The 26,783-nt window shown below is 56.5% G+C and carries 26 protein-coding genes; 21 read left to right on the top strand and 5 right to left on the bottom strand.

Features of this window, described 5'->3' with window-relative positions; all coding sequences use genetic code 11:
* Nucleotides 1–6: 6 nt before the first annotated feature.
* Complete coding sequence (locus tag JW885_07695; GenBank protein ID MBN1882039.1) at nucleotides 7–261, bottom strand: hypothetical protein; 255 nt, start codon at nucleotides 259–261, stop codon at nucleotides 7–9.
* Nucleotides 262–621: 360 nt separating this feature from the next.
* Here JW885_07695 and JW885_07700 point away from each other — a divergent pair, with 360 nt between their 5' ends.
* Nucleotides 622–2,046, top strand: coding sequence for an FAD-binding protein (locus tag JW885_07700; protein ID MBN1882040.1), 1,425 nt, complete (start codon nucleotides 622–624; stop codon nucleotides 2,044–2,046).
* A gap of 45 nt (nucleotides 2,047–2,091) precedes the next feature.
* Here the strand turns inward: JW885_07700 and JW885_07705 are convergent, their stop codons facing one another.
* From JW885_07705 to nadA, 3 genes are all read right to left on the bottom strand, one after another.
* A complete protein-coding gene (locus JW885_07705) occupies nucleotides 2,092–3,063 on the bottom strand; it encodes an NAD(P)-dependent oxidoreductase (protein ID MBN1882041.1) in 972 nt (323 codons plus the stop codon).
* Between the two features lie 78 nt (nucleotides 3,064–3,141).
* Nucleotides 3,142–4,329 (bottom strand): CHAT domain-containing protein, encoded by a 1,188-nt coding sequence (locus tag JW885_07710; protein MBN1882042.1) that lies wholly within the window; start codon nucleotides 4,327–4,329, stop codon nucleotides 3,142–3,144.
* A gap of 87 nt (nucleotides 4,330–4,416) precedes the next feature.
* On the bottom strand, nucleotides 4,417–5,334 hold the full coding sequence (nadA, locus tag JW885_07715; protein ID MBN1882043.1) for a quinolinate synthase NadA: 918 nt from the start codon (nucleotides 5,332–5,334) through the stop codon (nucleotides 4,417–4,419).
* Nucleotides 5,335–5,471: 137 nt separating this feature from the next.
* Here nadA and JW885_07720 point away from each other — a divergent pair, with 137 nt between their 5' ends.
* Nucleotides 5,472–6,467 carry a lytic transglycosylase domain-containing protein gene (locus JW885_07720; protein MBN1882044.1) on the top strand — a complete coding sequence of 332 codons (996 nt, stop codon included), beginning with the start codon at nucleotides 5,472–5,474 and terminating at the stop codon, nucleotides 6,465–6,467.
* Between the two features lie 58 nt (nucleotides 6,468–6,525).
* The gene (gene cysQ / locus JW885_07725) at nucleotides 6,526–7,308 is read left to right on the top strand and encodes a 3'(2'),5'-bisphosphate nucleotidase CysQ (GenBank protein MBN1882045.1); all 783 of its coding nucleotides are present in this window, start codon (nucleotides 6,526–6,528) and stop codon (nucleotides 7,306–7,308) included.
* Between the two features lie 319 nt (nucleotides 7,309–7,627).
* Here the strand turns inward: cysQ and JW885_07730 are convergent, their stop codons facing one another.
* On the bottom strand, nucleotides 7,628–8,803 hold the full coding sequence (locus JW885_07730; GenBank protein MBN1882046.1) for a PD40 domain-containing protein: 1,176 nt from the start codon (nucleotides 8,801–8,803) through the stop codon (nucleotides 7,628–7,630).
* 177 nt (nucleotides 8,804–8,980) lie between these two features.
* Here JW885_07730 and JW885_07735 point away from each other — a divergent pair, with 177 nt between their 5' ends.
* The 18 genes from JW885_07735 to JW885_07820 all read left to right on the top strand — a co-directional run bounded on the left by JW885_07735 (nucleotide 8,981) and on the right by JW885_07820 (nucleotide 26,770).
* Complete coding sequence (locus JW885_07735) at nucleotides 8,981–11,002, top strand: ATP-dependent DNA helicase (GenBank protein MBN1882047.1); 2,022 nt, start codon at nucleotides 8,981–8,983, stop codon at nucleotides 11,000–11,002.
* Nucleotides 11,003–11,306: 304 nt separating this feature from the next.
* Nucleotides 11,307–11,819 (top strand): ATP/GTP-binding protein, encoded by a 513-nt coding sequence (locus JW885_07740; GenBank protein ID MBN1882048.1) that lies wholly within the window; start codon nucleotides 11,307–11,309, stop codon nucleotides 11,817–11,819.
* Nucleotides 11,820–11,840: 21 nt separating this feature from the next.
* Nucleotides 11,841–12,218, top strand: a complete 378-nt coding sequence (locus JW885_07745; protein MBN1882049.1) for a roadblock/LC7 domain-containing protein — start codon at nucleotides 11,841–11,843, stop codon at nucleotides 12,216–12,218.
* Nucleotides 12,219–12,253: 35 nt separating this feature from the next.
* Nucleotides 12,254–13,081: a protein-glutamate O-methyltransferase CheR gene (locus JW885_07750; GenBank protein ID MBN1882050.1), complete on the top strand. Its 828-nt coding sequence runs from the start codon at nucleotides 12,254–12,256 to the stop codon at nucleotides 13,079–13,081.
* 61 nt (nucleotides 13,082–13,142) lie between these two features.
* Nucleotides 13,143–14,426: a methyl-accepting chemotaxis protein gene (locus tag JW885_07755; GenBank protein ID MBN1882051.1), complete on the top strand. Its 1,284-nt coding sequence runs from the start codon at nucleotides 13,143–13,145 to the stop codon at nucleotides 14,424–14,426.
* Nucleotides 14,427–14,430: 4 nt separating this feature from the next.
* Nucleotides 14,431–14,916: a purine-binding chemotaxis protein CheW gene (locus JW885_07760; GenBank protein ID MBN1882052.1), complete on the top strand. Its 486-nt coding sequence runs from the start codon at nucleotides 14,431–14,433 to the stop codon at nucleotides 14,914–14,916.
* Entirely contained in the window at nucleotides 14,906–15,274 is a 369-nt protein-coding gene (locus JW885_07765; protein ID MBN1882053.1) for a response regulator, read from the top strand. Before JW885_07760 ends, JW885_07765 begins: the two co-directional genes overlap by 11 nt.
* 8 nt (nucleotides 15,275–15,282) lie before the next feature.
* Complete coding sequence (locus tag JW885_07770; GenBank protein ID MBN1882054.1) at nucleotides 15,283–15,873, top strand: chemotaxis protein CheB; 591 nt, start codon at nucleotides 15,283–15,285, stop codon at nucleotides 15,871–15,873.
* 2 nt (nucleotides 15,874–15,875) lie between these two features.
* Entirely contained in the window at nucleotides 15,876–17,957 is a 2,082-nt protein-coding gene (locus JW885_07775) for a chemotaxis protein CheA (protein ID MBN1882055.1), read from the top strand.
* A gap of 3 nt (nucleotides 17,958–17,960) precedes the next feature.
* Complete coding sequence (locus tag JW885_07780; protein ID MBN1882056.1) at nucleotides 17,961–18,554, top strand: hypothetical protein; 594 nt, start codon at nucleotides 17,961–17,963, stop codon at nucleotides 18,552–18,554.
* Between the two features lie 6 nt (nucleotides 18,555–18,560).
* Nucleotides 18,561–19,322: a nickel pincer cofactor biosynthesis protein LarB gene (gene larB / locus JW885_07785; GenBank protein MBN1882057.1), complete on the top strand. Its 762-nt coding sequence runs from the start codon at nucleotides 18,561–18,563 to the stop codon at nucleotides 19,320–19,322.
* Nucleotides 19,323–19,356: 34 nt separating this feature from the next.
* Nucleotides 19,357–20,556, top strand: coding sequence for a nickel pincer cofactor biosynthesis protein LarC (gene larC, locus JW885_07790; protein ID MBN1882058.1), 1,200 nt, complete (start codon nucleotides 19,357–19,359; stop codon nucleotides 20,554–20,556).
* An 18-nt stretch (nucleotides 20,557–20,574) separates the two neighbouring features.
* Nucleotides 20,575–22,047 (top strand): response regulator, encoded by a 1,473-nt coding sequence (locus tag JW885_07795; protein ID MBN1882059.1) that lies wholly within the window; start codon nucleotides 20,575–20,577, stop codon nucleotides 22,045–22,047.
* 9 nt (nucleotides 22,048–22,056) lie between these two features.
* On the top strand, nucleotides 22,057–22,629 hold the full coding sequence (locus JW885_07800) for a phosphatidylglycerophosphatase A (protein MBN1882060.1): 573 nt from the start codon (nucleotides 22,057–22,059) through the stop codon (nucleotides 22,627–22,629).
* Nucleotides 22,626–23,921 (top strand): competence/damage-inducible protein A, encoded by a 1,296-nt coding sequence (locus JW885_07805; GenBank protein ID MBN1882061.1) that lies wholly within the window; start codon nucleotides 22,626–22,628, stop codon nucleotides 23,919–23,921. Before JW885_07800 ends, JW885_07805 begins: the two co-directional genes overlap by 4 nt.
* A gap of 61 nt (nucleotides 23,922–23,982) precedes the next feature.
* Nucleotides 23,983–24,543, top strand: a complete 561-nt coding sequence (thpR, locus tag JW885_07810; protein ID MBN1882062.1) for an RNA 2',3'-cyclic phosphodiesterase — start codon at nucleotides 23,983–23,985, stop codon at nucleotides 24,541–24,543.
* A gap of 13 nt (nucleotides 24,544–24,556) precedes the next feature.
* Nucleotides 24,557–25,579, top strand: a complete 1,023-nt coding sequence (gene recA / locus JW885_07815; GenBank protein ID MBN1882063.1) for a recombinase RecA — start codon at nucleotides 24,557–24,559, stop codon at nucleotides 25,577–25,579.
* Between the two features lie 9 nt (nucleotides 25,580–25,588).
* The gene (locus JW885_07820; GenBank protein MBN1882064.1) at nucleotides 25,589–26,770 is read left to right on the top strand and encodes a type IV pilus twitching motility protein PilT; all 1,182 of its coding nucleotides are present in this window, start codon (nucleotides 25,589–25,591) and stop codon (nucleotides 26,768–26,770) included.
* Nucleotides 26,771–26,783 lie beyond the last annotated feature (13 nt).

Below are 26,783 nucleotides of genomic sequence, written 5' to 3' on the forward strand. Positions count from 1 at the left end.
TAACGATCATTTTTCTGTACGGAATACGATGGTCCTCTGTTCGAGGGGGGAAAGAAACACGATCGACGGACGATTCCAGGTAATGACGCCGCCGATGTTGCGTTTCACCCCGCATACGCCGATGGCGCCCTCCCTCAGACGGCACCGGTTGAAACATCCCCGGCATCGGACCTGTGGGCGAAGCCGCGGGGGTCGGGGAGGGAGGGGCTGGGATGATGCGTTGTTGTTCAGATACGGGGCAATGGAGACGACGGTTGCCATAAGAGTGTCCGTTCCGGGTCGCATGGTTTCAAAAAATATATATATAGTATCCGCCGTTTCACGTCAAGGTGATTTTCCTTAAACCGAGTGGGCGCCGGGACGTTGAGACACCTCCGTCTGTTCGGGGCGTGCCCCCTGCCGTGGGGTCGAAGTGGGCGCAACCTCGGTTTTGCCGGGACGGTGCGTCGGTGCCGTGACGTGAAACGGCGGCGACATTCGTCGCGCACCGTTTCATGTATCAGTATCCGTCATAATTTGCTTTCAATGATCGGTACGAACATGGTAGATTCGAAGCGGGGGAAATCATCAGACTGATTATATCGTTGATGGAAAAATCGAGACAGATGGAGACGGGACGCCATGACCTACCGATCCGTTGATGACGCCGTTATAGGGAGGCTTCAGGCCCTCCTGGGTGCGGACGCGGTATTTTCAGACGAGGACAATCTGGAGCGATACTCACGGGATGAGACCACCGAGCTCTCCGGCCGCCCGGAGGTCGTGGTCAAACCGGAAAATACAGAAGGCGTGTCTCTGGTGATGCGTTTGGCGGATGAACTGGTCGTTCCGGTGACGGCCAGAAGCGGCGGCACCGGCGTTACCGGGGGAGCCGTGGCGTCGATGGGGGGGATCGTCCTCTCGTTTGAGCGGATGAATACCATCATCGAGGTGGATGCGGACAACCTGATGGCGGTGGTCCAGCCGGGGGTGATCACGGGCGTCTTGGCCCGGGCGGCGGCCGCGGACGGCCTGATGTATCCGCCGGACCCTGCCAGCATCGATTCCTGCTGCATCGGCGGAAACGTGTCGGAATCCGCCGGCGGCCCGAGCGCGGTCAAGTACGGCACGACGAAGGACTACGTGACCGGGCTGGAGGTGGTGTTCGCCGACGGTTCTCTCTCCCGGCTGGGGGGGAAGGTCGTCAAGAACGCCACCGGCTACAACCTCATCGGGCTGATGATCGGCAGCGAGGGGACCCTGGGACTCTTTACGGAGATCACCGTCCGGCTTATCCCGATGCCCGCCTTCACGATGGACCTCCTCGTCCCCTTCGACGACCTTTTCTGTGCCGCCCGGGCGGCAAGCGATATCATCCGGGCGCGGGTCGTCCCCGCCACCATCGAGTTCATCCAGCGGGAGGCGACTGAGATGGCCGAGCGCTTTTTGCAAAAAAAGGTGCCCTTTGCCGATGCCGGCGCCCAGCTTCTCATACGGCTGGACGGGGACGACCGGAACGACGTGGAGCGGCAGATGGAGCGGCTCTGGGAGGCGGCATCGGCCCACGGCGCACAGGATATCATCACCGCCGATTCCACTGCCACGTCCGACAGGCTCTGGGAGGCCAGGAGATGCCTCCGGGAGGCCATCGTGGCCGAAAGCGAGGCGAAGGAGGGGGAGGATGTGGTGGTACCCCGAAAGGAGATTCCTCCCTTCGTCGCCGGGGCGAAGGATCTGTTGGACGGCCTCGGGCTGTCGTCGATATTCTTCGGCCATATCGGCGACGGGAACGTCCACGTGGAGATCATCAAGGGTCGTATGAGTGCTGATGAATGGAAAAGGGCGCTCCCCGCGGCTCGGGAGGGGCTGTATCGGCTGGCGGCCCGGATGGGGGGACTCTTGACGGGCGAGCACGGCATCGGCTCCATCCGCCGGGAGTATCTCCCGATCAGCCTGGATGCGGCCCAGATGGACGTCATGCGGAGGATCAAGACGACCCTCGATCCCAAAAACATCCTGAACCCGAAGAAAATCTTTCCGGAAATCGACCCGTCCCCGGAAAAATAAAGAAACAACAGGTATGACTGTACGATGACCGGCCGGGTGGTGGGGCTATCGCCTGAAGATGCTCACGTGCGTCCCGGCCCGATCGCCCATCGGCATGCCGTCCACCCAGGAGCGAAACATTTCGGACAGCGTCTCCGTCGTCCGTTTGGGCGTAAACTCAAGGTAATCCCTCGCCCGTGTCGCATCGATGATCGTCTGGGGGTGATGGAGGATGTGTGCGTCGGTGCCCAGGGGCGGGATGCCCATGCGTCCGAGCAGGCCCGTAAGCGGCGTCAACGGGGCGGGGAGGAAAAGCGGGCGTGACGGCGATTCGGCGAATTCTACCAGGAAATCGAATAGCTCCCGCTGGGTGATGATATCATCCGCGGCCACGTTGAGGGTGAGAAGCCCCTTGGTGTTCGTCTTGATGCCCCGGACCATGGCGGATACCAGGTCCTCCACGTCGAGGTACTGAACGGGGTGCTTCCCCGAGCCGATGAGGGGGATCGATTTTCCAAAAAACGCCCGTCTGAAGGAGGCATGGAGGCTGGGATGGGCGGCGGGGGGGATGCCCCATCCGGTCACGGGGGGGATGCGAAGAATGATGACGGTCAGATTCCGGGGGACCATCGTTTCCACCAGGTAGCGCTCCACCGCCAGGTGGCGCCTGCCTGTTCGGGATACGGGCCTCGGTTTTTCGCTTTCCCGATAGAGTTCCTCCCGGGAGGGGCCGTATACCTGAGCGCTGGAAACGTATACGAAGGTCTTGGTCCCCAGGCTTTTGGCCACGTTGGCGAGCTTGATGGTGGAGGTGAGGTGCGCCTTCAGGGTGTCGCCGGTTTTGCGGGCCGTCAAGAGGCCGGGGCCGCTCAGGTTCTGCAGGTGGAAAACGTGGTCGATGTCCCGGGCGATACGGGAAATAACGGTGCTTTTATCGATGTCGTCGAAGACATACTCCACACCCCTCAGCGTATCGGCCGTTTCGAAAAGGTCGAAGCCTCGTACAAAAAAACCCAGGCTCAACAGCCGGGGTATCAAACGGAGACCTACAGAGGATCCCGCGCCGGTGACCAGGGCTCGAATGACTGCCTCCCCATATATATTTTTAGACCGCTGTTACTTGTATGATCCATACAGGACGAACGGCGCCCAGTATCCCGGATGGGCAAGGCGGCGGTACCCCTTTTTTTCTTCCGAATCGATAACCATCTGCTGTGAAAGACGCAGGGCCTCGGCCTTGTCGTGATCGGTCAGGTTGTTATAGAAAAACTCCATAAAGACCGCGGTCACCCCCCGGTCGATGGTCCAGACCGTCGCCAATACCGAATCGGCCCCGGCCAGCAGGAACGCGCCGGGGAATCCCCCGGAGCCGCTCCAGATAAGCGCCGTTCTATCCGCGGAAAGGGTGACGAGGTTCACGTCCATGTAGCTGTAGAGAACCTCGCTCACCGTCAGGTTGCCGTCCTGGCCGTCGCCCCCGGCCAGCAGGATCCGGGACGATTCGTCGTTGCCCGTTTTTATCACGCTGTGGCTGGTGATGTGGACGACAGAGATGCCCCCCTTCGCCATCTCGTCCCAGAAGAGCGCCTCCGTGGCGCTCTCTTTTTCATACATCACGGCGCCCGGGATCTCCGCCGTCACCGCCTTCATCTCCAGCGGTGCAACCTTCAGATACGCAAAACCGCCGGGATAGGGGGAGTTTCCCATGACCAGGCCCCCGAGATTTGTGGACGCATCCAGGGCCAAGGAATCCGCCAAAAGGCTTATGGCGGGGGAGTAGAAGAGGGCGTAGTCATCCATCAAAAACCGGGGACGGGGCATGAAATCGTTCGTCTTGTCCTTTTCTGAGACGAGGGCGGCGAACGAAAGCTTTCTGAGGGTGAAGCCGGGAATGATCGCCAGGCGGGAGGCGCCGGCGATATCCTCCTTCACCGGCCCTATCAGTATCTGATAAAGGGCGTACGCCTCGTCCTGGAAGTTTACCAGCGGGTCCAACGCCTCCATGGATTCCACGAAGGTCTTGACGCGGGTCTCCAGCGGCTCGTCCGTCTCGGGAAGGGTCCGGGTGGCGGTGCCTCCGGAGGTGATTACCAGTACCTTCATGGTGTCCGCGTTGTATACCAGCACCGCGGTGTCGTCGTCAATCAGGTCTCTGATGATATCGATGGTGGAGGGGCCGGACGCCTCGACCGGGGCATCTTCCTGGGGGAACGCCGCGGGCGCCGCCGATACGAGGGCGATTGTCAAAATACATGTGATAATAAAAGACCTGGTCGATAGGATCGCGTGTTTTCTCAAGGTCACGAGGCCTCCCTTCCTCCGCCTTTTTTGTGCATCAAAGAAAAATGGTAAAAAACATGGTCGGCGGTGGACTTCGGCCGCCCGTTGTTGCTAATCGTCCTTTTTGATGGCGATCATCCGATCCAGGGCGATCTTCGCCCCCTTCGCCACGTCCTCGGGGACGACGACCCGGTTTTTCTCCCCCTTCAGGCAATCCCGGATGTCCGCAAGCGATGTCTTTTTCATATTGACGCAGACCATCTTTTCCGATACCGGGTAGATGTTTTTCTCCGGTGATGCACATCTCAGGGGGTGGAGTATGCCGATTTCCGTTCCAATCAAAAACGTGTGGTGGGACGATTCTTTCACGTATTTCAGCATGCCGGAGGTGCTGGCCACCTGGTCGGCCATGTCGATCACCTCGGGCCGACATTCCGGGTGGACCAGGAGCTCCGCGTCCGGATGGGCGTCCCGGGCTTTTTGCACGTCTTCGGGGGTGAGTTGTTCATGCACGATGCAGTAGCCGTCCCAGAAGACGATCTCCCGGTCGGTGAAGCGGGCGGTATACTGGGCCAGGTTCCGATCCGGCGCCATGAGGACCATGTCGCTCTTGGTGGCGCCGACCACCCGGATGGCGTTGGCCGACGTGCAGCAGATATCGCATTCGGCCTTGGCGGCGGCCGACGAGTTGATGTACATCACCAGCTCCGCCCCCGGATACCGTTCCTTGAATGTTCGGGCGTCTTCGGAGGTTATCATGTCCGCCATGGGGCATCCCGCATCGAGCTTGGGGATGAGGACCTTTTTTTTCGGTGAGAGGATGGCGGCGCTTTCCGCCATGAAGTGCACGCCGGAAAACACAATGATGTCCGCATCGGTCTCGGACGCCTGAATGGAAAGACCCAGGGAGTCTCCCACGAAGTCAGAGACATCCTGCACCTCGCTGACGGTGTAATTGTGTGCAAGGAGAACGGCGTTCTTTTTACGCGCCAGTTCCCTGATTTCTTCGTGAAGCCGCGTCGTTTCCATGGTGATTTCCGATGATTGTCTGTTCAAAATAGTATCCGTTCATCGCTCGTATGTCAAATGAATTTTCCCCCTTGACAGTGCTCGATCGGTACGGGTAGTATCTGTAGTGGCTGTATACCCCGAAGAAGACACTCCGAATGAAGGATATTTTTTCTCGCATTGTCGTGTGCACGCTGTTTTGGGCTGTGACGCTTCCCCTCTCGGGATGCGCGTCGTTTTCCCTCTCCGTGGGCGTGTCGCTCCCGTTTTCCGACACAGAGCAGGAGATCATCTCCTCCTTTTCCGAGGATGGAGTGTATTTTCCCCTGGTGGTCAATGACGAGGTGCTCGACGAGCTGGAGGCGCTCTCCCGATCGCCTTATTCCATCAAGAAGTGGTTGTCCCGCTCCCAGCGCTATGCTCCCATGATGCGGGGGATATTCCGGGAATACGGGGTGCCGGAGGAGTTGGTCTACGTCGCCATCATCGAGAGCGGGTTCGACGCCGACGCGGTGTCGGTCAAAGACGCCGGCGGTCCCTGGCAGTTCATCCCGTCGACAGCCCGGAAGATGGGCATGCGCATCGACGAGTGGGTGGATGAGCGTAAGGACTACGAGAAGTCCACCATGTACGCCGCGAAGTATCTGCGCTATTTTTACAATACCTTCGACGACTGGCACCTGGCCCTGGCCGGATACAACTGCGGCGGCGCCCCCATCAGAAGCGCCCTCAAGGCGTGCGGGGATGTGGGTCTGTGGGAGATGGGGCGTCAAGGGAGGCTTTCGTTTCAGGCCGGGGGATACGTGCCCCGAATCATCGCCATGATCATCATTATGGAACATCCCGAGGCCTACGGCTTCGCCGTTCCCATTGATGTGACGCCGCTGGAATACGACAAGGTATATGTGCCGGGTGGGGTGACGCTTTCGTTCATGGCCGATGTCCTGGAGGTCAAGACCTCGACCCTGGAACGGCTCAATCCGGAGCTTCTGAAGGGGGTGACCCCGCCGGATGTGGATCTGTATGAGCTGAAGGTGCCGGTGGGCTCCAAGCCGGTCTATTTGAAGAACTTCCTTGACGCATATTCCAATCGTGAGGAATCCCTGGAGCGGGCGGGTGAGCGTATGCGGGACCGGCCCGATGATTTTATGTAAATCCGTTTTCGTCCGCGCAATCGGTTTTTTTGTATATACATCTACTGATCGGTGACCCATGAGCACGGAAGTTTCAATAACGACACTGTCCAACATCGCCCGCAGTGCGGGCCGGGCGGTGATGGAGGTGTACGACGGGGAGGATATCTCCGTAACAAATAAGGACGACGATTCGCCCCTGACCCGGGCGGACACCGCGTCCCACGCGGTTATCGTCCGGGAGCTGGGCAAGGCATACCCCGATATCCCGATCATCTCCGAGGAGGGGAAGGACGTCCCCCCACAGGTTAGGCAGGAATGGCCGATTTTTTTCCTGGTCGATCCCCTGGACGGCACGAAGGAGTTCATCCGGCGAAACGGAGAGTTTACCGTCAACATCGCCCTGGTGAAGGATCACCTGCCGATTGCGGGGGTGGTCTTCGCCCCGGTGATCGATCTCCTCTACGGCGGAACGGAGGGCGGCGACGCCTTTCGGGAGGAGAAGGGTGAGAGGGAGTCGATTCCCCGAAAGACCCCCGGCGGGCGGGGACGGGTGGCGGTACGCAGCAGGTCCCACGCGAATCCCGACGAGGAAGAGATCCTCTCCCGCTATAATGTGGTCGACACCGTTTCCATGGGGAGCTCGCTGAAGTTCTGCCTGGTGGCGGACGGCACGGCGGATATATACGTTCGAAGCGGCCCCACCTATGAGTGGGACACGGCGGCGGCCCACGCGGTGGTGCGGGCCGCGGGCGGCCGGGTTGTGGCCGGCGGGGAGGAGCTTTCCTACAACAAGGAGACGCTCCTCAACCCGGGATTCATCTGCCTGGGGAGGGGGGTCGATTTCGTCGGGCCGGGGTAAGCGGGTATCCGGAGGAAAGGGGTGGTGGATGAGGAGAGGGCTGTGAAGCGGTGAAGCTTTTCGCGGCGCTTTATCCGCGTCATGGGGGGTGAACGATATCGACATCACCCCGTCACCGTCCATTCGGTCCGCATCGGCGGACGGGGGGATACGATAAGGAACGCCGATATCGCCCGTATCTCTTCATGGATGGGTCGGCCGCATATTTTGTGAAAAAAAGACGCCGCCCCGATGAAATCATCGGGGCGGCGTGATGTCTGGTATATTTACAATATTATCGAGGAGCGGTGAAAGTCGCCCCCCCCCGTCGGGGCGGTCCCTACTTCCTCAGCGATGGATTCTGCCCACTCCCCAGTACCCAGTAGACGTCCCGCTTTAAATCGATCACCCGGATCACGTCGCTCTCCAAAAACTGGTCGAGGTTGTATTTGTTCACCTCATCACCGCCGATTTCCTCTTCATCGTTCATCCGGTATATCTTTTCGACAAAGGCCTCGTTGATGGTGTCCGGTCCCAGGATCATCGGAACATCGCCCTCGTCGGTGATGTGCGTGAAGGAGGGCTGGGCCGCGGTGTTGATGAGGAAATAGGCGACGGTTTCGTCGTCCGGGGCGATGGAAAGACGAAAGATCGGCCCCGGCTCCTGGGTGAGTCCTTTGACCTCGTCGTCATCGATGTCGATCTTAAACACCCGGCCGCCCGAGGCGTCGTTATAGATGAAAAGCGCCGTGTTCTCCCCGGAGAAAAACCTCGGTTCGGAAAAGCCGACCGGCGCCCCCGCCGGGGGGACTTCATCCAGGGTGCCGGTTTTGATCACGGTTTTTTCGCCGAATCCCGAGCCGGTCAGCTCGATTTTCGATAGAGACGACTCCATTTCCACGGTTTCCACCATCAGTATCGTCTTCCCGTCCGGGGAGATGTCCATATCCGACACCGATCCCTTTTGAGAAAACCGCACCCGAAAGCCAGCGGGATCGTCCGACGGACGTGCGGCGATCGTCACGCCGCCGCCTGTGAGATACGCAAGGATCGTTCCGTCCCCGGACCAGCGGGGGGCGGTTCCCGGCCCCAAGTCCGCGATCACCGTGCCTTCCGGATCGATAACGAGCACGCGGTCCTCGTCAAGGGTCTGGACCACGGCGATGGCGTCACCGGTGGGGGAGATTTCAAAATCGGTGATGTTCGTGGTCACATCCCGCGGCTTCCCCTCGTCGATGTCGTAGTATCTCAGCTTTGCGTAATTATCGATAAAGTAGACACCCTCGCCCACCGTATCCCAGGCGACAAAGACGCCCTTTGCCGCCTTCTCGGTGAATTCACCCTTGAAGTCGGAGAAGTAGATGGTTCCGTCGTTGATGAATACCACGTCATAGTCGTCGGGGGTAAAAAACGTCTCTTCATCCTTCCGTAAGAACAGGAAGTAGATGATAAAAAAGATGGCGAAAAAAATGATGGTCGTCACCATGAACTGGGACGTCTTGTTCTGATTACTCATGCCGTTCTCCTTTGTGAGAAACCGGGGTGGAGGTAATACATTATATACTTGCGTTTCCGCCCCGATACGGATATCCTGAATAGAGAGTGTCGGTGCCCTCGTTTTGTTTTACACGGGATTCTTCGCCCGTTTCATTGATTCTTTGTATATACCACCATCAATCCGGATAAGTCAATAGTGACAACAATTCCCGAGGAGAGCCGGGACACCCGCGCGGAGCCGGGCATCGAGGAGATTTTTGGAGACGACGGCGCTTTGTCCGCGGTTCTGGAAAGATACGAGTTTCGAGACGGCCAATTGACCATGTCCCGGGCCGTGCGGGACGCTCTTGTGGATCGGGAATGTCTGATGGTGGAGGCCGGTACGGGTACCGGCAAAACTCTTGCCTACCTGGCCCCGGCCGTGCTGTCGGGCAGAAAGGTGGTCGTCTCCACGGCCACGAAAAACCTCCAGGACCAGATAATCAATCAGGACGTGCCCCTGCTTTCCGATATTCTGGACAGGCCGGTGACCGCCGTACACCTGAAGGGACGGCGAAATTATCTCTGTCTGCGTCACTACGACCGATTCATCCGCCAGGGCACCTTTTCATTCAAGGACGACGCCCTGCTCTTTCGCACAGTCGAAAAATGGGTTCAGACCACCCAAACCGGGGACCGGGCGGAGATCGACCGGCTCCCGGATTCCTACACCCCCTGGAACGAAATATGCTCCACCGCGGACACCTGCACGGGCGCAAATTGCCCCCACCATGAGCGGTGTTTCGTGATGAAAAGGCGCCGGGAGGCGAGGGAGGCGGACCTGGTGGTGGTCAACCACTATCTCTTTTTCGCGGACCTCATGATCAAGCACCTGGGGGGGATGGGTATCATCCCGGAGCATGATGCGGTGATCTTCGACGAGGCCCACCATCTTGAGGATGTTTGTGCCGCCTATTTCGGGTGCTCCCTCTCCCGGTTTCGTATCGACGAGCTGATGAGAGACCTGCTTCGGGAAATGGGTCACGAAGGAGTGGTCGATGAACGGGTCGCCGGGGCCGCGGAAAAGCTGACCGGCGCCTCGAACACGTTTTTCGGTGACATTCACCGCAGGCTGTTTCAATCCCGGGGCGAGGGAAGGGTGCGCATGCGCCGGGGGTTCTTCTCGAAGGAGGACGCGCAAAACGCGGTCCAACTCAGGGAGCGTCTCACCCTCCTGTCCGACCGGGTCAGCGGCCTTAACACCGATTCCGAGGGGATCCTCTCCATCTCCCGGCGGGCCGATGAGCTGGCGGCGGATCTGGACACCTTCTTCTCGCCGCCGGACTCGGACACCGTGTACTGGTGCGAGGTCAGGGGGCATGGGCTGTTTTTGATGGCCACGCCCATTGACTCGGGGAAGGTCCTCCGGGAGACCCTCTACCCGGCGCTGGACACCCTGGTCTTTACATCGGCGACCCTCACCGTCGGCGGTGAATTCGATTTCTTCGCCCGGAGCGTGGGGCTCTGGGAATCGACGGATGACGCGTCAAGTGATGCGATTTATGAGAAGACCCGGGGCGTTCGTATCGCCGGCGGCTTCGATCTGTCGCGTCAGGCCCTCCTGTGCATTCCCCGGGGGCTGCCTGAGCCCTCGCATCCGTCATTCATTCCCCGGATATCCTCCCTTGCCGAGCGGCTCATCACGGCCTCTCAAGGGAAAGCGCTTGTTCTGTGCACCAGCTTCAAGAACATGAACGAGATGTATCGGGAATTATCGGAGCGGCTTTCCATGCCGGTGTTTGTGCAGGGGGAGGCGCCGAAGCCCGTGCTTTTGGATGCATTTCGCACCGACGTGGAGTCTGTGCTGTGCGCCACGTCATCCTTCTGGGAGGGGGTCGACGTTCCGGGGGAGGCCCTTTCCTTGGTGATCATCGACAAGCTCCCGTTCGATTCCCCCTCAGATCCGATCATCCAGGCCAGGGGCGAGTATCTGTCCATGATGGGGAGAAATCCCTTCTATACCTATCAGATTCCACGGGCGGTCATCGCCCTGAGGCAGGGATTGGGAAGGCTCATCCGCAGCGCATCCGATCGGGGGGCGCTGTGCGTGTTCGACTCCCGGCTGTATACCCGCACGTACGGGACACTGTTTCTGAACAGCCTTTCCGATTACCGTATTACGGACAGACCCGAAGATGTCGAGGAGTTTTTCACTTCGGGGGACGGGGAAAATCCTTGACTGATGAGCACAAAAATATTATAAGTTAAGTCAAATGAATCAAAAACAGTCAGTAAACGATAAAATATGAAGATATGCTTCAAATAATGTGGAGCATGTTTCTCTATATGGGGTAAAAAAAGCAAGAAAGAAAAGTCCTGTTGCCCGGTTTTCACACGGAAGATATGTTACCTCTGGAGCTGGTACACTTACCGGTATATTTTCGGCGTAAACCAAAAGGAGCTGCAAGAACGTCCTGTATGCTGTGGATGTCCGGCGGCGAAGATATTGATACATCGAGAGAAACGGGTGGTGGAGGTGTGATATGAGTAGAAAAAAGGTTGTGGTAACCGGTCCCTTCAACAGCGGCAAAACCCAGTTTATCAAAACACTCAGCGAAATAGCTGTGGTCAGCACAGAAAAGAAGGTAACCGTCGCCGACCTTGCCGCCATAAAATCCGAGACGACCGTCGCCATGGACTTCGGCAAGGTGACCAGGGGTGACGATAAGATATATCTCTTTGGAACGCCGGGCCAGCAACAGCTCCAGATTATGTGGGAAGTGCTGACCGAAAATATGCTCGGATTCATCGTCATCGTCGATTCCACAGACACCCGACGATTCAAGGAGGCGAAAGATATCATCAAGTTTTTCTCGGATATTCTCGAAGAGCCGTTTGTTGTGGCGGCCAACAAGCAGGATAAAGAGGACGCGGTGTCTCTGGATATCCTGAAAAAGGATCTGGACCTGTCGGACGACACGGTAATTCTACCCTGTAATGCAACCGACAAAAAAAGTGCACAATCGGTGTTAAACGCGCTGATTGGGCGTCTCTAATGTCCCTGATGAGGTTTACTCGTGACGACATATAAAGTCGAAAAGCTTACACAGATAATATCGGAATTGCACACGGGCATTTCCGGTGTCGATGCGGTGGTGCTTGAGACCTACGAGGGACTTGTCCTTGCCTCAACGCTTCCCACAAGCCTCGAGGAGGAGATCATCGCCGCCGTGTCTTCCAACACCCAGAGTGTGGTGAACCGGGCGGTTCGGGAAATTAAACATGGAAAGAATCACAACACACTTATCATCAATTCCGATGGACAGATCATACTGACGGACATTGATGGAAAGGCGCTGTTGACGGTTATTGCGAAACGTACTGCGAATCTCGGCCTTATTTCCATAATGAGCAGACGGGTTGCCGACGATTTGAAGGAGGTGCTGCCCTTCTGATTGAATCCGACGCCAATACACCCGGCGGCTCGGGATTGCTCGACGATCTGCGGATTTCGGTCAGATCGCTCGCCAGGCTCAAGGAGCTTCTGTACACGCGGTCGAATATCAACATGAACATCTACAAGGATGTCTATGTGAAGCGTCGGCTTCGAGTGCGGATGCGGGCCAAAAATTGCACGGACGTCGACGAGTATCTCGATCTGGCGGAACGGGACAAGGATGAATACAAACGGCTGCTCAATGCGCTGACGGTGAATGTCACCAGATTTTTTAGAAACAAGGAAACCTTCGACAACATCAGAAGGATCGTAGTCCCCGAGATCGTACAAAACAGGGAACATCGGGGCGATACAAAAATAAACATATTGAGTGTCGGCTGTTCCACGGGAGAAGAGCCGTATAGCGTCGCAATTTGTTTTCTGGAATACTTCAAAAAAATAAACGGGAGATTTGATCTGAGGATAATCGGAACCGATGTCGACAAACGGGCGCTGTTTTATGCAATCAAGGGGATCTATCCGCCCGAGCGGATGTCGGGAATGTCATCGAACCTGATCGAAGACTATTTTGTTAAGGTTGACGCGGGCTATCAGGTGACACCGGAATTGAAGAAATCGGTTCTTTTTATCAAGAAAGATGTGCTTAAACAGAGGGTCCATAGACGGTTTGACCTGATTCTGGCCCGCAACATCCTGATTTACTTCTCCCGAAGATACCAGGAAATGTTGGAAACCGGATTTCATCGGCAACTGGTTGATGGAGGTTATCTTATCCTGGGGAGAACCGAATCGCTTGTCGGTCGGGGACGGCATCTTTTTAGAACGGTGAGTATCCCTGACAGAATTTACCAAAAAGTGTAACAATATCCCTTTAAAATTTGCCTCCATTGGTGTACTATAAAGTAAAACGGGAGGACCTGTAATGAGAATAGAGATCGGCTACAAGTTTATTCTTGGATTCCTGCTGGTCATTCTTGCCTCCGTCATCGTTACTCAGATTGTTGATCTCCTCAACATCGTCGATGATGATTTACTTCAGCGCATGATTTCGGCGTTGATGTCCATTTGTATCGGGCTTGTATTAGGATGGCTGTTTACCAAGGGATTCACCGGAGATTTCCGCGAACTGACCAATACGACCGAAATAATCAGCCAGGGAGATTTGAGCCGGTATATCGATATCTCGGCCAAGAAAATATTTCCCGATGAGACGGTGGACCTGGCCAACGCCATTAATCGAATGTTAGGAAACCTGAGAGAGCTTGTCGGACACATCAAAAGTACCGCATCCAACGTATCCGATTCCGCCCAGTCGCTTTCCACTTCGGCGGAGGAAATTAATGCATCCACCGAGGAAATTGCATCAACAATCGAACAGGTCTCCCGAGGTGCGGAGCACCAGGCCGAAATGGTCGAAACGACGTCCGGAATCATCAAGGAAATTGCGGGCAACATAGAAAAGGTTGCCGGCACGGCGCGGGAGCTTTCCCAGACCTCGGATAAGAGCCAGGAGGAGGCACGCAACGCCGGAGAGATGGTGGACAACGCCATGGAGCGAATGATGGCGGTGCTGGAGGACATGGAGAAAATCGGCATGGACATGCTCAGATTTTCGGAACAGGCCAGGGAAATCGGGAAGATTGTCGAGGTGATCAGCGGCGTGGCCCAGCAGACGAATCTTTTAGCTCTTAATGCCACCATCGAGGCGGCCCGGGCCGGCGAATACGGCAGGGGATTCGCCGTGGTCGCGGACGAGATCAGAAAGCTCTCCGAAAGCACCACGCGGTTCGCGGAGGAAATCACCGGGATCGTGAAAGTCATCCATGACAGCAGCGAAGAAACCATGACTGATGTTCGGGATGTCTTGAAAAACGTTCAGGACGGAAAGAACGTTATCAACTCGGCGGTCAACTCGCTGAACGGTGTTGTACGTATCGCACTGGATTCACTGCATGAACTCAACCGGATTTCAACGCTGACTCAGGAGCAGTCCTTCGGCGCAGAGAAAATGGTCAAGGCGGTGGATGAAATCGCCCGAGTAGCCGAAGACAACGCCGCCGCAACCGAGGAAGTATCCGCCGCCACTGAGGAGCAGACCGCTTCGATGGAGGAGATGGCGTCAGCCGCCCAGGAATTATCGGATACGGCCGATCGATTGAAAAGTATAGTCAACTCCTTCAAGCTCGATCCGGAATTGGAGGTGTAGTGGCATGGCCGAGGTGGAAACTCCAAGGCTTGTCCGTGCGCAGGGTCAGATCATCCTGTTTCGGGTGGGAAAGGAAATTTACGCCATCGACATTAGAAAAGTGGAACGGATCGCCGACCTGCAGCCGATTACCAGAGTTCCTCGGGCGCCGGGGTTTGTTCGAGGGATCATGAACCTTGCGGGCAGCATCATCACCATGATCGATGTCGACAAGGTACTCGGCCTTGAGGATGAATCGCAGATCGACCAGGTTATCTTGCTGGAGCATGCGGGCATGAACCTGGGGCTGGTTACCGGTCAAACAACCGACGTATTGAGCGTTGATGAGGAGTTTCTTTCCGGCGATACGATGCTCAGAGATGAAAACAAGGGAGAGATTTTCGTTTCTTCTGTTTTTACCGAAGGAGATAGGATAATCAATTTGCTGGATGTGGATAAATTGGTACATTATGTGGAAACCTCGTTTAACGTGATGAGCTATGAGTTATAAAATATTGATTGTTGATGATGCGAATTTCATGCGCGTGATGCTGCGGGATGTTCTCACTTCCGAAGGATACGAAGTGGTAGGTGAAGCCAAAGACGGCGAGGAAGCGGTGGATCAGTACAAGAGATTGAAGCCGGATCTTGTCACGATGGATATTGTTATGCCCCTCAAGAGCGGCATCGATGCGGTCAAGGAAATAATCGATTTTGACCGCAACGCGAAAGTCATCATGTGCAGCGCGTTGGGCCAGGAGCCGTTGGTGGTGGAGGCGATAAACGCAGGCGCAAAGGACTACATCGTCAAGCCGTTCGAGCCGGATAAAGTCATTGAGATGGTTAAAAAAGTAGCCGGTTTAAAGTAAGACGGGTAATGGTCGAGGGGAAGCTGATCGTCATAGCGTCATCCACCGGTGGACCGAAAATACTGGTGGATATTTTTTCCCGTATAGATCATGTGCTGCCTGCATCAGTTATTGTTGTTCAGCATATGCTTCCCCGGTTTATCACGTCATTTGCTAATCGAATTAATAATGCGTCAAAAATGAATACCATCGTCGGTACCGATGGTCTGGCAATTGAGGAAGGGGTAATTATCGTCGCCCCCGGTAAGCGTCATCTGGTTGTGGCGGAAGGAGAAGACGGGGATGCCCCCTTCCTGATTTTGCATGATGCGCCGCCGCATAAAGGCGTTATTCCGGCCGCGGACTTTACCATGATATCCGCAGCGCGCATTTACAAGGCCGCGATGCTTGGTGTCATCATTACCGGCATGGGAAAAGACGGTACCGACGGATTCGCCGCCGTCAAAGAAAACGGAGGGATGACCCTGGTACAGGACAGGGAGTCATCAGCGGTGTTCGGAATGCCCGGGGCCGCCATCAAGGCGGGGCTGGTTGATAAAGTACTTACCCCCGCCGAGATAGCCGAAGAGATTGTGAGATTTTCCTGGGAGGTTGATTAACCATGGATATGTCGCGTTACAAGAAAATATTCATGGAGGAATCTCGGGAGCATCTGAGCAAGCTGAGCCAGCTTTCCCTGGATCTCGAGAAAAATCCGGAAGACATGGAAGTGGTCAATGCGATTTTTCGAGAGGCTCACTCGGTTAAGGGTATGAGCGCCTCCATGGGGTTTGAGTCCATATCCGAGCTCACCCATAAGGTCGAGGACCTTATGGATGTCATCCGTAAGGGAATCATCACGATAAATCCTGACACCATCGATATTCTGCTCAAATCCGTAGATGTACTTGAGATGCAGTTGACCGCCGTGGACAAGGATGAAGATCCTTCGGTGCATCTCGGCGATATTATCGAACAGCTTTTGGCGGCGGCAGAGGGTGTGCCGGTTCCCGAGAAGCCGGCGGAAGAACGAGCGGCTGCGGGGCCGGAGGAGGAGCCCCACATATCCACAGAGGTTCTACGGGACGATTCGCGAGTATACAAGGTTGTGCTGCGTGTGGATCCCAAGGGGTCGAAACCGCACGTCAAGGCGCTGTTGGGCGTCAAGAAATTGTCCGAGCTTGGGAGGGTCATGGGGATGGTTCCGAATCTCCAGGATCTCAAGCAGGGCAACTGGGGGGGGATCATCGAGGGCGTGTTGACGGTAAACCTGCTGACCGGTGTTGACGAAGCCGATATCGCCAGGGCGTTGGGGGACATGCCGGACATCATCGGGCATGAGATCCTGCGCACAAGCGCCAAGCCCCAGGAGGGGGCTCAGGAAAAAAAAATTCCTGAGCACGTCGAGGCCGTCGGAGAGCCTCCGGCGGATTCAAAAAAAGCCGTAAAACCGGACACCCCCGAGGAAGAGAGCGACTCTCTGGAGCCTTCCGAAGCGTCCGGAGAAGGTCACGTCAGCATCGGGGAAATGCTCCCCTCGGGAGAGGTCTCCTCGGACCTGCCTCGATCCGTCCGTATCGGTACGGATGTTCTTGAGAGTTTCATTAATCTCGTCGGCGAACTCCTGATTACCAAATCCCGTATTCAGGTCTCTACCAGCGGACTGGGGATTACTCCGCTGGACGAGGCGGTTAATCGGCTTGAAAGCCTTATTCGGGAGCTGCATACCAAGGTCATAACCGTTCGCATGATGCCCCTGGAGAGTATCCTCACCAGACTCCCCCGCCTGATTCGCGATATCGCACGGGAAAAGAAGAAGGAGATAGATTTCACCGTGACCGGCGGCGATATTGAGCTTGACCGCGCCATCCTGGAGGAATTGTCGAACCCTCTGATGCATATCCTCAGAAATGCGGTGGATCACGGGATAGAGCCTCCCGAGGAACGGGAAGCGAAGGGAAAACCGAGGGAGGGCAGGGTCAGCCTGAACGCCTACCGGGAGAAGGACCTGGTCTTCATTGAGGTTGTGGATGACGGCAGGGGCATGGATCCTGCACGTATCAAGGAATCGGCGGTTTCCCGGGGGATCATTGGGAGGGAACAGGCCGATCTGTTAAGCGACGAGGAGCTGTTACTGTTGACGTTTATGCCCAATCTCTCAACCGCTCAGGAAGTGACGGATATTTCCGGACGCGGGGTGGGGATGGACGTGGTAAAGACGACCGTTGAGTCTCTGGGAGGTTCCGTCAATTTAGAGGCGAAAAAGGACCGGGGGACGAGAATTGTCATGACGCTGCCCCTGACGGTCGCCATCATCCAGTCCCTCTTGGTGCGGGTCGGCGAGGAAACGTACGTACTGCCGCTGAGCAAGACCGTGCGGTCCGCCGAGGTATCCCGGGATGCCGTCAAACGCAGTCAGAACCAACGGGTTGTCATCATCAACGATGAGATGGTGCAGCTCATGAGCCTTGCGCGGCTTCTGGGACTGCCGGAGAACGGGGACGGTCGGCCGGTCATTCCGATGGTCGTCGTCGAGGTGAGGGGGAGGAACATCGGCCTTGAAGTGGACGAGATACTGGGAAGCGAAGAGGTGTTCATCAAATCCCTTGGCGAACCGCTGGAGCGTATCCCCGGATTTTCCGGGGTGACCATCCTCGGTGACGGTCGGCCGGTACTGATTCTTGATGTTGTAAATTTGATGTAATATATGGACAGACATAATGCGTTGATACAATGGAAGGATGTTCTTGGTGACTATTCGGATAAAGCGCTCAAAAAGGCGGCACAGGCGCTATCCAGGTTGACCGGAGAGACCGTAACGGTGGGAAACGCCTCCATCACGATTATCAATCCTGATGAGGCGTTTCGCATTATGCAGGATGAGGCCGAGAAACTCACCATTATCAAACATGCCATTGACGGCAAGATAGCCGGCGATATCCTCCTTATTATATCCACCGATCAAACGGACATCCTTATTGAACATGTCGTGAAACGGGGGGCGCTGGGATGTGTGGATGACGAGGTGAGGAATTCCATCCTCGGTGAATTGGGAAATGTTGTTTCGTCTTCATATATCACCGTTATAGGGGACTCTTTCAGCATTCTCCTGATCCCCACGGTTCCGGAAACGCTGTGTGTTCAAAAACCGGACGAAATCGAAACAATGCTCGGAGAGGGGAAACATGCCTATAACTATGCGCTGATACTTGCCAACGATTTTTTCGTCGGCGATGATCGCGTGAGAATATATTTCCTGTTTCTTATTTCCCAGGAATCAGGAGAATTGTTTTTCCGGTGAATTCTCATGAATCGTGATGAACTGACAGAGCTGCTGTGCCGGGTACGGGACGGCGAGCTTGATATAGAAGAGGCGTCGGATCGGCTGAAATATCTTCCCTATACCGATCTGGGGTTTGCGATGCCGGATACCCACCGGGCGATCAGACAGGGATTTGCGGAGGTTGTGATGGGGGAGGGGAAGCGGCCCGAGGATATTGTAAAGATCATCGGGGAGCTGGCGGCGGGGGGCAATAATGTATTGATTACCCGGGTCGATGCCGACAAGGCGGACGAAATACGTCGTCTCATGGACGGCATGGTCTATTACGAACGGGCGCGATGCCTCTTCTTCGAGCAGCAGCCGGTTGAAAAAACCGGAATCGGAACGGTTCTGGTCGTCAGCGCGGGCACCTCCGACCTTCCGGTGGCCGAGGAGGCTGCGTTGGTGTGTGAGATGATGGGAAATGATGTCACGCGCCTCTATGATGTGGGGGTGGCGGGTCTGCATCGGCTGATGGGACATATGGATCTGATTCGCCGCGCCAACGTCCTGATCGTCGTGGCGGGTATGGAAGGGGCGCTCCCCAGCGTCATTGGGGGTATCGTTGATAGACCCGTTGTCGCCGTACCCACAAGTGTTGGGTACGGCACATCCTTTGGGGGGCTGACGGCGCTTTTGGGCATGCTCAACTCGTGCGCCGCGGGAGTGTGCGTGGTGAATATCGACAACGGCTTCGGGGCCGGATATATCGCGTCTCTCATCAATAGAAAACATGAAGGGATATAATAAAACGGAATATCCTGGGACGAAAGAAGGAATATTGTATATTGACGCCTTCTCAGGCGTATCGGGCGATATGCTCATGGGCGCTTTCATTTCCCTCGGATTTGATCTTGGACGGCTCACCGAGGAGATAGGGCGCCTCGGTATCGGGGCCGAGGTCGGCGCCAAAAAAACGCGGCGCCATTCCATCGAGGCGGTTGATTTTACCGTTGAAGTCCGGGAAGACCATCATGTACATCGAGACTATGCTCACATAAAAAGCCTCCTTTCCGATGGCATGACACCGGGGCCGGCGAAAGACATGGCGCTTCTCACATTCGCCCGTATTGCCGAGGCGGAGGCCGGCGTGCATGGAGTGGAAGTCGACCATGTACATTTCCACGAAATAGGTGCGGTGGATTCCATTGTCGATATTGTGGGTGTCTCTCTGGCCTTTACGGAAAGGGGGGCGTCTCGGACTGTTTCGTCGCCCGTTCCCTTGGGATACGGCTTCGTTCAAACGAGGCACGGGAAGATGCCGGTACCGGCGCCGGCGACAATCTCACTGTTGTCGGGCGTTCCGGTATATCCCGGGGAGGTGGAGTCGGAACTCACAACCCCCACCGGCGCGGCGCTTCTTACGGCCATGGCCGATACATTCGGCCGCATGCCTCTGATGACCCCGGACATGGTCGGCTACGGGGCGGGAGATCGGGAATTTGAGGAAGCACCGAACCTCCTTCGCATTGTGACCGGCACGGCCGTATCTGATGAGCGTGGGGACAGTGTCGTCGTGATCTCCGCGCATATAGACGACATGAATCCGCAGTTTTACGAATCAGTCGTCGATCGTCTTTTTGAATCGGGGGCGCTGGACGTTACGCTGACCCCGATAATCATGAAGAAGGGGAGGCCCGCAATTCTGTTGACGGTCATCTGTCACAAGGAACAAAGGGACGTGATGACGTCTCTGGTGCTTTCGGACACAACCACCATCGGCCTCAGGTTTCATGAGGAACAGAGGGTCACGTATGATCGTCGAATCGAGACGGTTCACACGCAATATGGAGAAATTCGGGTGAAGGTCGCAGAGAACAGTGACGGTGTGATTATGAACATACACCCGGAATATGACGACATAAAAAACGCGGCCCTGAAACATCGGGTCTCCCCGGTGTGTGTATCCCGGCATGTCATGGTGTGTGCGGAACGTATTCTCCAATCGGAATACGACAATAAATGCGATACAAACGGGTAGGTATACAACGTTATGTCAGTGGCGGATCAAAGAGGTATTGTATTGGTGGTCGATGACGAGGCGATCGTCAGGGATATCATCAGTGACGTGCTGGTTGAGGTGGGCTATGTAGTTCACACGGCCGAGAACGGCATGGACGCGCTTGAGAAGATCAAGGATGAGCCTCCGGACCTGATCATCACGGACATGAAAATGCCCAAGATGGGGGGGATGGAGCTGCTGAACGAAATAAATCACCTGAAAAACAAATTCACGACGGTTATGATGACCGGCTTTGCCACGGTGGAATCGGCGGTGGAGGCGATCAAACAGGGCGCGTATGACTATATCATGAAACCGTTTCAGTTTGCTGACCTCCTTCGTGTGGTGGAACACGCCATGGAAAAGCAGCAGCTTTTGAAGGAGAATCTTGAGCTGAAAGAGACCATGACGCTGTATGATATCAGCCAGGCCATCAGTTCGAACCTGAATCAGGAGGTGATTCTTTCGATGCTGGTGGAAGCGCTCATGAAGGAGGGGGATGCCGATGCGGTTGTGCTCTGTCTCAGCGACATCACCCAGGAGATCATCACTCCCGATATCATCATGACCACCGATGAACGTCTGAAAGAGATGCTTTCTGAAAAGGTGAAATGGGGCGGCGTGTTGGAGATGCTCGACGGGAAGGAGGGTATGATCTTTCAACGGAACGATGTCGCGCAGGTTGCGGATGTCATAAACGGTATCGACGGCATCGAGTCCCTGATGTTTCTGCCGATGGTCATCAAAGACAAGCCCGTCGGTGTTACGGCGCTTCTGTCGATGACCCGGGGATATCGTTTCACCGAGGGATCCAGGAAGGCCCTTTCAATCCTGGTCAATAACGTAACCGTGGCGGTGGAGAACGCCCGCCTGTATGAGGATATCGTTGACATCCTGGAAGACACCGTCAATAGCTTCGCCCGCACCCTCGATGCCAAGGACAAGTACGCCAGCGGTCACTCCGAGCGGGTGACCCGATACGCCCTGATGATAGCGCATCAGATGAGGCTGTCTCGAGAGGATACCGATACCCTCGCCCAGGCGGGGCTGCTGCACGATATCGGGAAGATCGGCATCAGCGAGTTTCTGCTCAACAAGAAGGGGGTGCTGGACTGGGATGAATACGAGGAAACGAAACTGCACCCGGTTATCGGCCGGGATATCCTGGCCCCCGTCGAGCAGTTTCAACATCTGGCGGAAATTATCTATCACCATCACGAGCGGTATGACGGGGGGGGATATCCGGAGGGCATTTCCGGGGATGACATTCCCCTGCTTTCCCGGATCATCGCCGTTGCCGATGCTTTTGACGCCATGACGTCGACCCGGTCGTATCGTGAGAAGCTGAACCGGGAAAAAGCGGTGCTGGAGATACAGGCGAACTCCGGCACGCAGTTCGATCCGAAGATTGTCGACGCATTCCTCGCGGTTGTAGATCAACTTGACTTTGATGAAAATCCTTCGATATAATTGAAATATATGAGCGCATCCGCAGACGGTTCTGTTCATAACGGAAATCGACCGGACACGGCATCGACCGGGAATGAAAAAAAGCGGGCAGTGAACGACATCATCGTGAGGGCGCTGGCGTCCGGATTCGGTGTGGGATACATTCCCGTCGCTTCGGGTACCTTCGGCACGCTCTGGGGCATTCCGCTGTTTCTGCTGCTCCATCTGTGGGACGGGGGGAAGCTCGGCCCGTTCCCGCTGGGACCGATCGTATATTTCGGCGGCACACTCGTATTTATCCTCTTTTCATGCTGGGTGTCCCATCGGGCGGATTCGCTGTTCGGCGGGCATGATTCCGGAAAGATCATCATAGATGAAGCGGCGGGACTGCTCGTCAGTCTTTCGTTTTTTCCGGTTCGGTGGACGTGGATTCTCGCGGGCTTCATTGCGTTTCGGTTCTTTGACATCATAAAGCCATTTCCCGTGGGATTGGTCGATAAAAAAGTCGGCGGCGGGATCGGTGTGGTGCTTGATGATCTCATCGCCGGCGTCTATGCAAATGCGGTCATATGGCTTGCGGTCGTGTTGTGGGGTGTCCTGTGAGGGGTGAGATCGTTACCATAGGAAATGAGCTGCTCACAGGCCTGGTGACGGATACCAACGCCGCGCACATTGCCCGGGAGCTTTTCGCCGTCGGCATCGATACCGCGTTTCTGACGACCGTGGGTGATATCGAGGAGGACATAGCCGACGCCCTGATTCGCGCCTCCGGGCGGGCGAGGGCCGTGGTGGTGACCGGCGGTCTGGGTCCCACGCCGGATGACATCACCTCCCGGGCGGCGTCCCGGGCCTTCGGCAAAAGCCAGGTGCTGGATCCGGACGCCTTTGAGCATATCAAGGCGCGGTATCTCAAGCGGAACATGCCGATAGGCCCCACGGCCGAGCGCCAGGCGCTGGTGCCCCGGGGCGCCCGCATTATCGAAAATCCGGTGGGGTCGGCCCCCGGATTTATGGTCGAATACCAAGAAGCGCTTTTCTTTTTCATCCCGGGGGTGCCCGAGGAGATGGCCGTCATAACGGCTCAGGGGGTGGTCCCGATCATTCGGGAAAAGCTGACGGGGCATATTTCCTCGGCCAGAAAGATACTCAAAATTTTCGGCCTGACCGAGACCCAGGTCTACGAGCGGGTCAGGCCGGTACTCTCGGAACTCGGCTCGGTTTCCGTCGGTTTTCTTCCGGTATACCCGGAAAACAGAATATCCCTGATATCCCGCTCGGAAGTGTCTCCGGCCGATGCCTTTGATGCACTTGACGCTGCGGAGCGGCTGATTCGGGAGAGGCTCGATGAGTACATTTTCGGTGAAAACGACGACTCCCTTGAGCAGATAGTGGGGAGGCTCCTTGGCCGGGCGGGGATGACTATCGCCGTGGCGGAATCGTGCACCGGGGGGCTACTCTCCCAGCGGATTACGAGTATCCCCGGGAGCTCCGATTACTTCATCCGGGGTGTTGTCAGTTACAGCAACGAGGCCAAGAGCAGATACCTGGGTGTGGAGCCTGGATTGATCGAGGACCACGGGGCCGTCAGCGACGAGGTGGCCCGGGCGATGGCCACGGGCGTCAGGGAGGGCGCCGCAGGAGGCGATCCGGTCGACATCGGCGTCGCCATCACCGGCATCGCCGGTCCCACGGGTGGGAGTGAACAGAAACCTGTAGGGACGGTCTTTGTGGCCCTGGCTCATGAAGACGGCGGGTGTAAAACCGTTACCGAGTGCAAGCGGTATCAGTTTATGGGAGATCGGGATCGGGTGCGCATGATATCCTCCCAGGTGGTGCTGGAGTGGGTTCGGCGATACATGCTGTCGAGGGAGGAATCATCGACGGATTCGTCATGATCGACGGTTTTTTGAATGTGAGTTGAAAGATACGGAGTGTATCGCTCGCCGTGGAGAGATAATGGCAACGAAGAGGCTGTTCATAGCCGCCGAGCCGCCGCAGCATGTCGTCGACGGCTGCCGGGACGTTATCGAAAAGCTCAAGGGCGCGGGAGACGGCATCCGGTGGGTGAAACCCCACGGCATTCATTTGACGGTGAAGTTTTTCGGCAATGTGGATGAGTCCCGCATCCCCGAGATCAGTGACGCCGCAGGAGTTCTTTCGGGAAGCGGCGCCATAGACCTCGCGGTGGGGGGTCTGGGGACGTTTCCGGGGAAAAAGAGACCCCGGGTCATCTGGATCGGGATCACGGGCGATCTCGATCGGCTCGTCACGGCCAGGGATATGCTGGACGGTGCCCTCTCCGGGATCGGTTTCCCTCGGGAGGACAGGCCCTTCAGGGCGCACCTGACCCTGGGGAGGGTCAAGGAGCGCATCCCCGTCGCCCTGGTCTCGCGCCTTGAACAATCCCGGGACATCTCCCTGGGTGCGATGCGCGTTGAGGGATTCTCTCTCATACAGAGCGACCTGAAACCCTCCGGGGCGGTGTATACCCCCCTGGCGTTTTATTCGCTCACCTGAAAGGATTATGCATATGGCACTGGATGAAAACAAGGAAAAGTCACTGAATCTGGCGCTGTCGCAGATAGAAAAGCAGTACGGCAAGGGCGCCATCATGCGCCTCGGAGACGGCCCGGATGCGGGCGAGGTGGCGGTGATTTCCACCGGGGCCGTCGGGCTCGATATCGCTCTGGGCGTGGGGGGAGTGCCCCGGGGGAGGGTTGTGGAGATATTCGGCCCCGAGGCGTCGGGAAAGACCACCCTTGCCCTTCATATCGTCGCGGAGGCCCAGAAAAAGGGCGGCGTCGCGGCGTTTATCGACGCGGAACACGCCCTGGACGTCCGCTATGCCCGGGCGCTGGGCATCAATACCGACGAGCTGCTCATCTCACAGCCGGATACCGGAGAGCAGGCCCTTGAGATTACGGATATCCTGGTCAGGAGCGGGTCGGTGGATGTGCTGGTTATCGACTCGGTGGCGGCCCTGGTGCCCCGGGCCGAGATCGAGGGGGAGATGGGGGATTCTCATATGGGGCTTCAGGCCCGCCTGATGTCCCAGGCCATGCGAAAGCTCACGTCGTCCATTTCGAAGTCCAAAACCGTGGTCGTCTTCATCAATCAGATACGCATGAAGATCGGGGTGATGTTCGGAAGTCCCGAGACGACCACAGGCGGAAACGCACTGAAATTCTACTCCACCGTGAGGCTCGACATTCGGCGCATCGGCGCCCTCAAAGACGGACAGGAAGTGGTGGGAAACAGGACCCGTGTGAAGGTGGTCAAAAACAAGGTTTCGCCGCCGTTTCGTGAAGTGGAGTTCGACATCATATACGGCAAGGGCATCTCCAAGGAGGGAGACCTCGTGGACCTTGCGGTGGAAGAGGGACTGATTGAAAAGAGCGGCACCTGGTACTCCTACGGTGAAGAACGGATCGGACAGGGCAGGGAAAATGCCAAGCGTTTTTTAATGGAAAACAGTGATATATATGATACCATCAAAGAGAAGATACTCGAAAAACATGGATTCACCTCCCGAGTCGATGAAAAAGCGGTATAGGGGGTTGCTATGGATATAAATGAAATATTAAAGATCGCTGTGAAGCAGGGCGCCTCGGACATTCACCTCAAGGTGGGGCTGCCCCCGGTCTTTCGGATAGACGGCTCCCTTTTTCCATTGAAAAATACGAATCGGTCGACGCCGGATGATATCATCCGGGTGGCCGAGAGCATCATGAACAAAACACAGATGGAGCGCCTGAGAAATCTCAGCGATATCGACCTCGCGTACGGCGTTCCCGGTCTCGGCCGATTTCGGGTGAATGTGTTTCAGCAGCGGGGTACCCTGGGCGTCGTGCTCAGGTCCATCCCGGTAAAGATAAACACAATCATGGAAAACCTCCTGCCGAGGGTCCTCGAGAAAATATCCCTGGAACCCCGGGGGCTTATCCTGGTTACCGGCACCACCGGTTCCGGTAAGTCCACCACCCTGGCTTCCATGATAGACCATGTCAACACGAACCGGACGTGCCATATCATCACCATCGAGGATCCCATCGAGTTTCTCCATCGGGATAAAAAGAGCATCATCAATCAGCGGGAAATCGGGCTTGACACCCTCGATTTCGCCTCATCCCTCAAGAGCGCCCTGCGCCAGGACCCGGACGTCATCCTTGTGGGCGAGATGAGGGATTTCGAGACCATTGAAACGGCCCTGACGGCCGCGGAAACCGGCCATCTCGTTCTCAGCACCCTGCACACGGTCGACGCCACCGAGACCATCACCCGTATCATCTCGGTGTTTCCCCCCTATCAGCAGCAGCAGATACGCATCCAGCTTGCCGGCATCCTTAAGGGGGTTGTCTCCCAGAGATTGGTGCCCCGGGCCGACGGCAAGGGGCGGGTTCCGGCGGTGGAAGTCATGGTGTCCACGTCACTCATCCGCGAGTGCATCAGTGAAAAGGAAAAGACAAAGGAAATCCACGACGCCATCTCCCGGGGGTTTACCGTGCACGGCATGCAGACCTTCGACCAGTCGCTGATGTTCCTGTACAGAAAGGGGCTCATCACCTACGAAGAAGCCCTCAGGCAGAGCACGAACCCGGATGACTTCGCCCTCAGGGTGAAGGGTATCTCCTCCACCAGTGATTCCACCTGGGATCAGTTCGACCAGGAAGATATTCCGGAGAGCGATGACGGAGTGGAAGGGGACGGAAAAGAAGAAGGCGATATCAAGATCGAGCGGTTTTAACCGGGAGGGTGTT

The organism is Candidatus Zymogenaceae bacterium (assembly GCA_016931225.1).
Lineage (GTDB): Bacteria > Desulfobacterota > Zymogenia > Zymogenales > Zymogenaceae > JAFGFE01.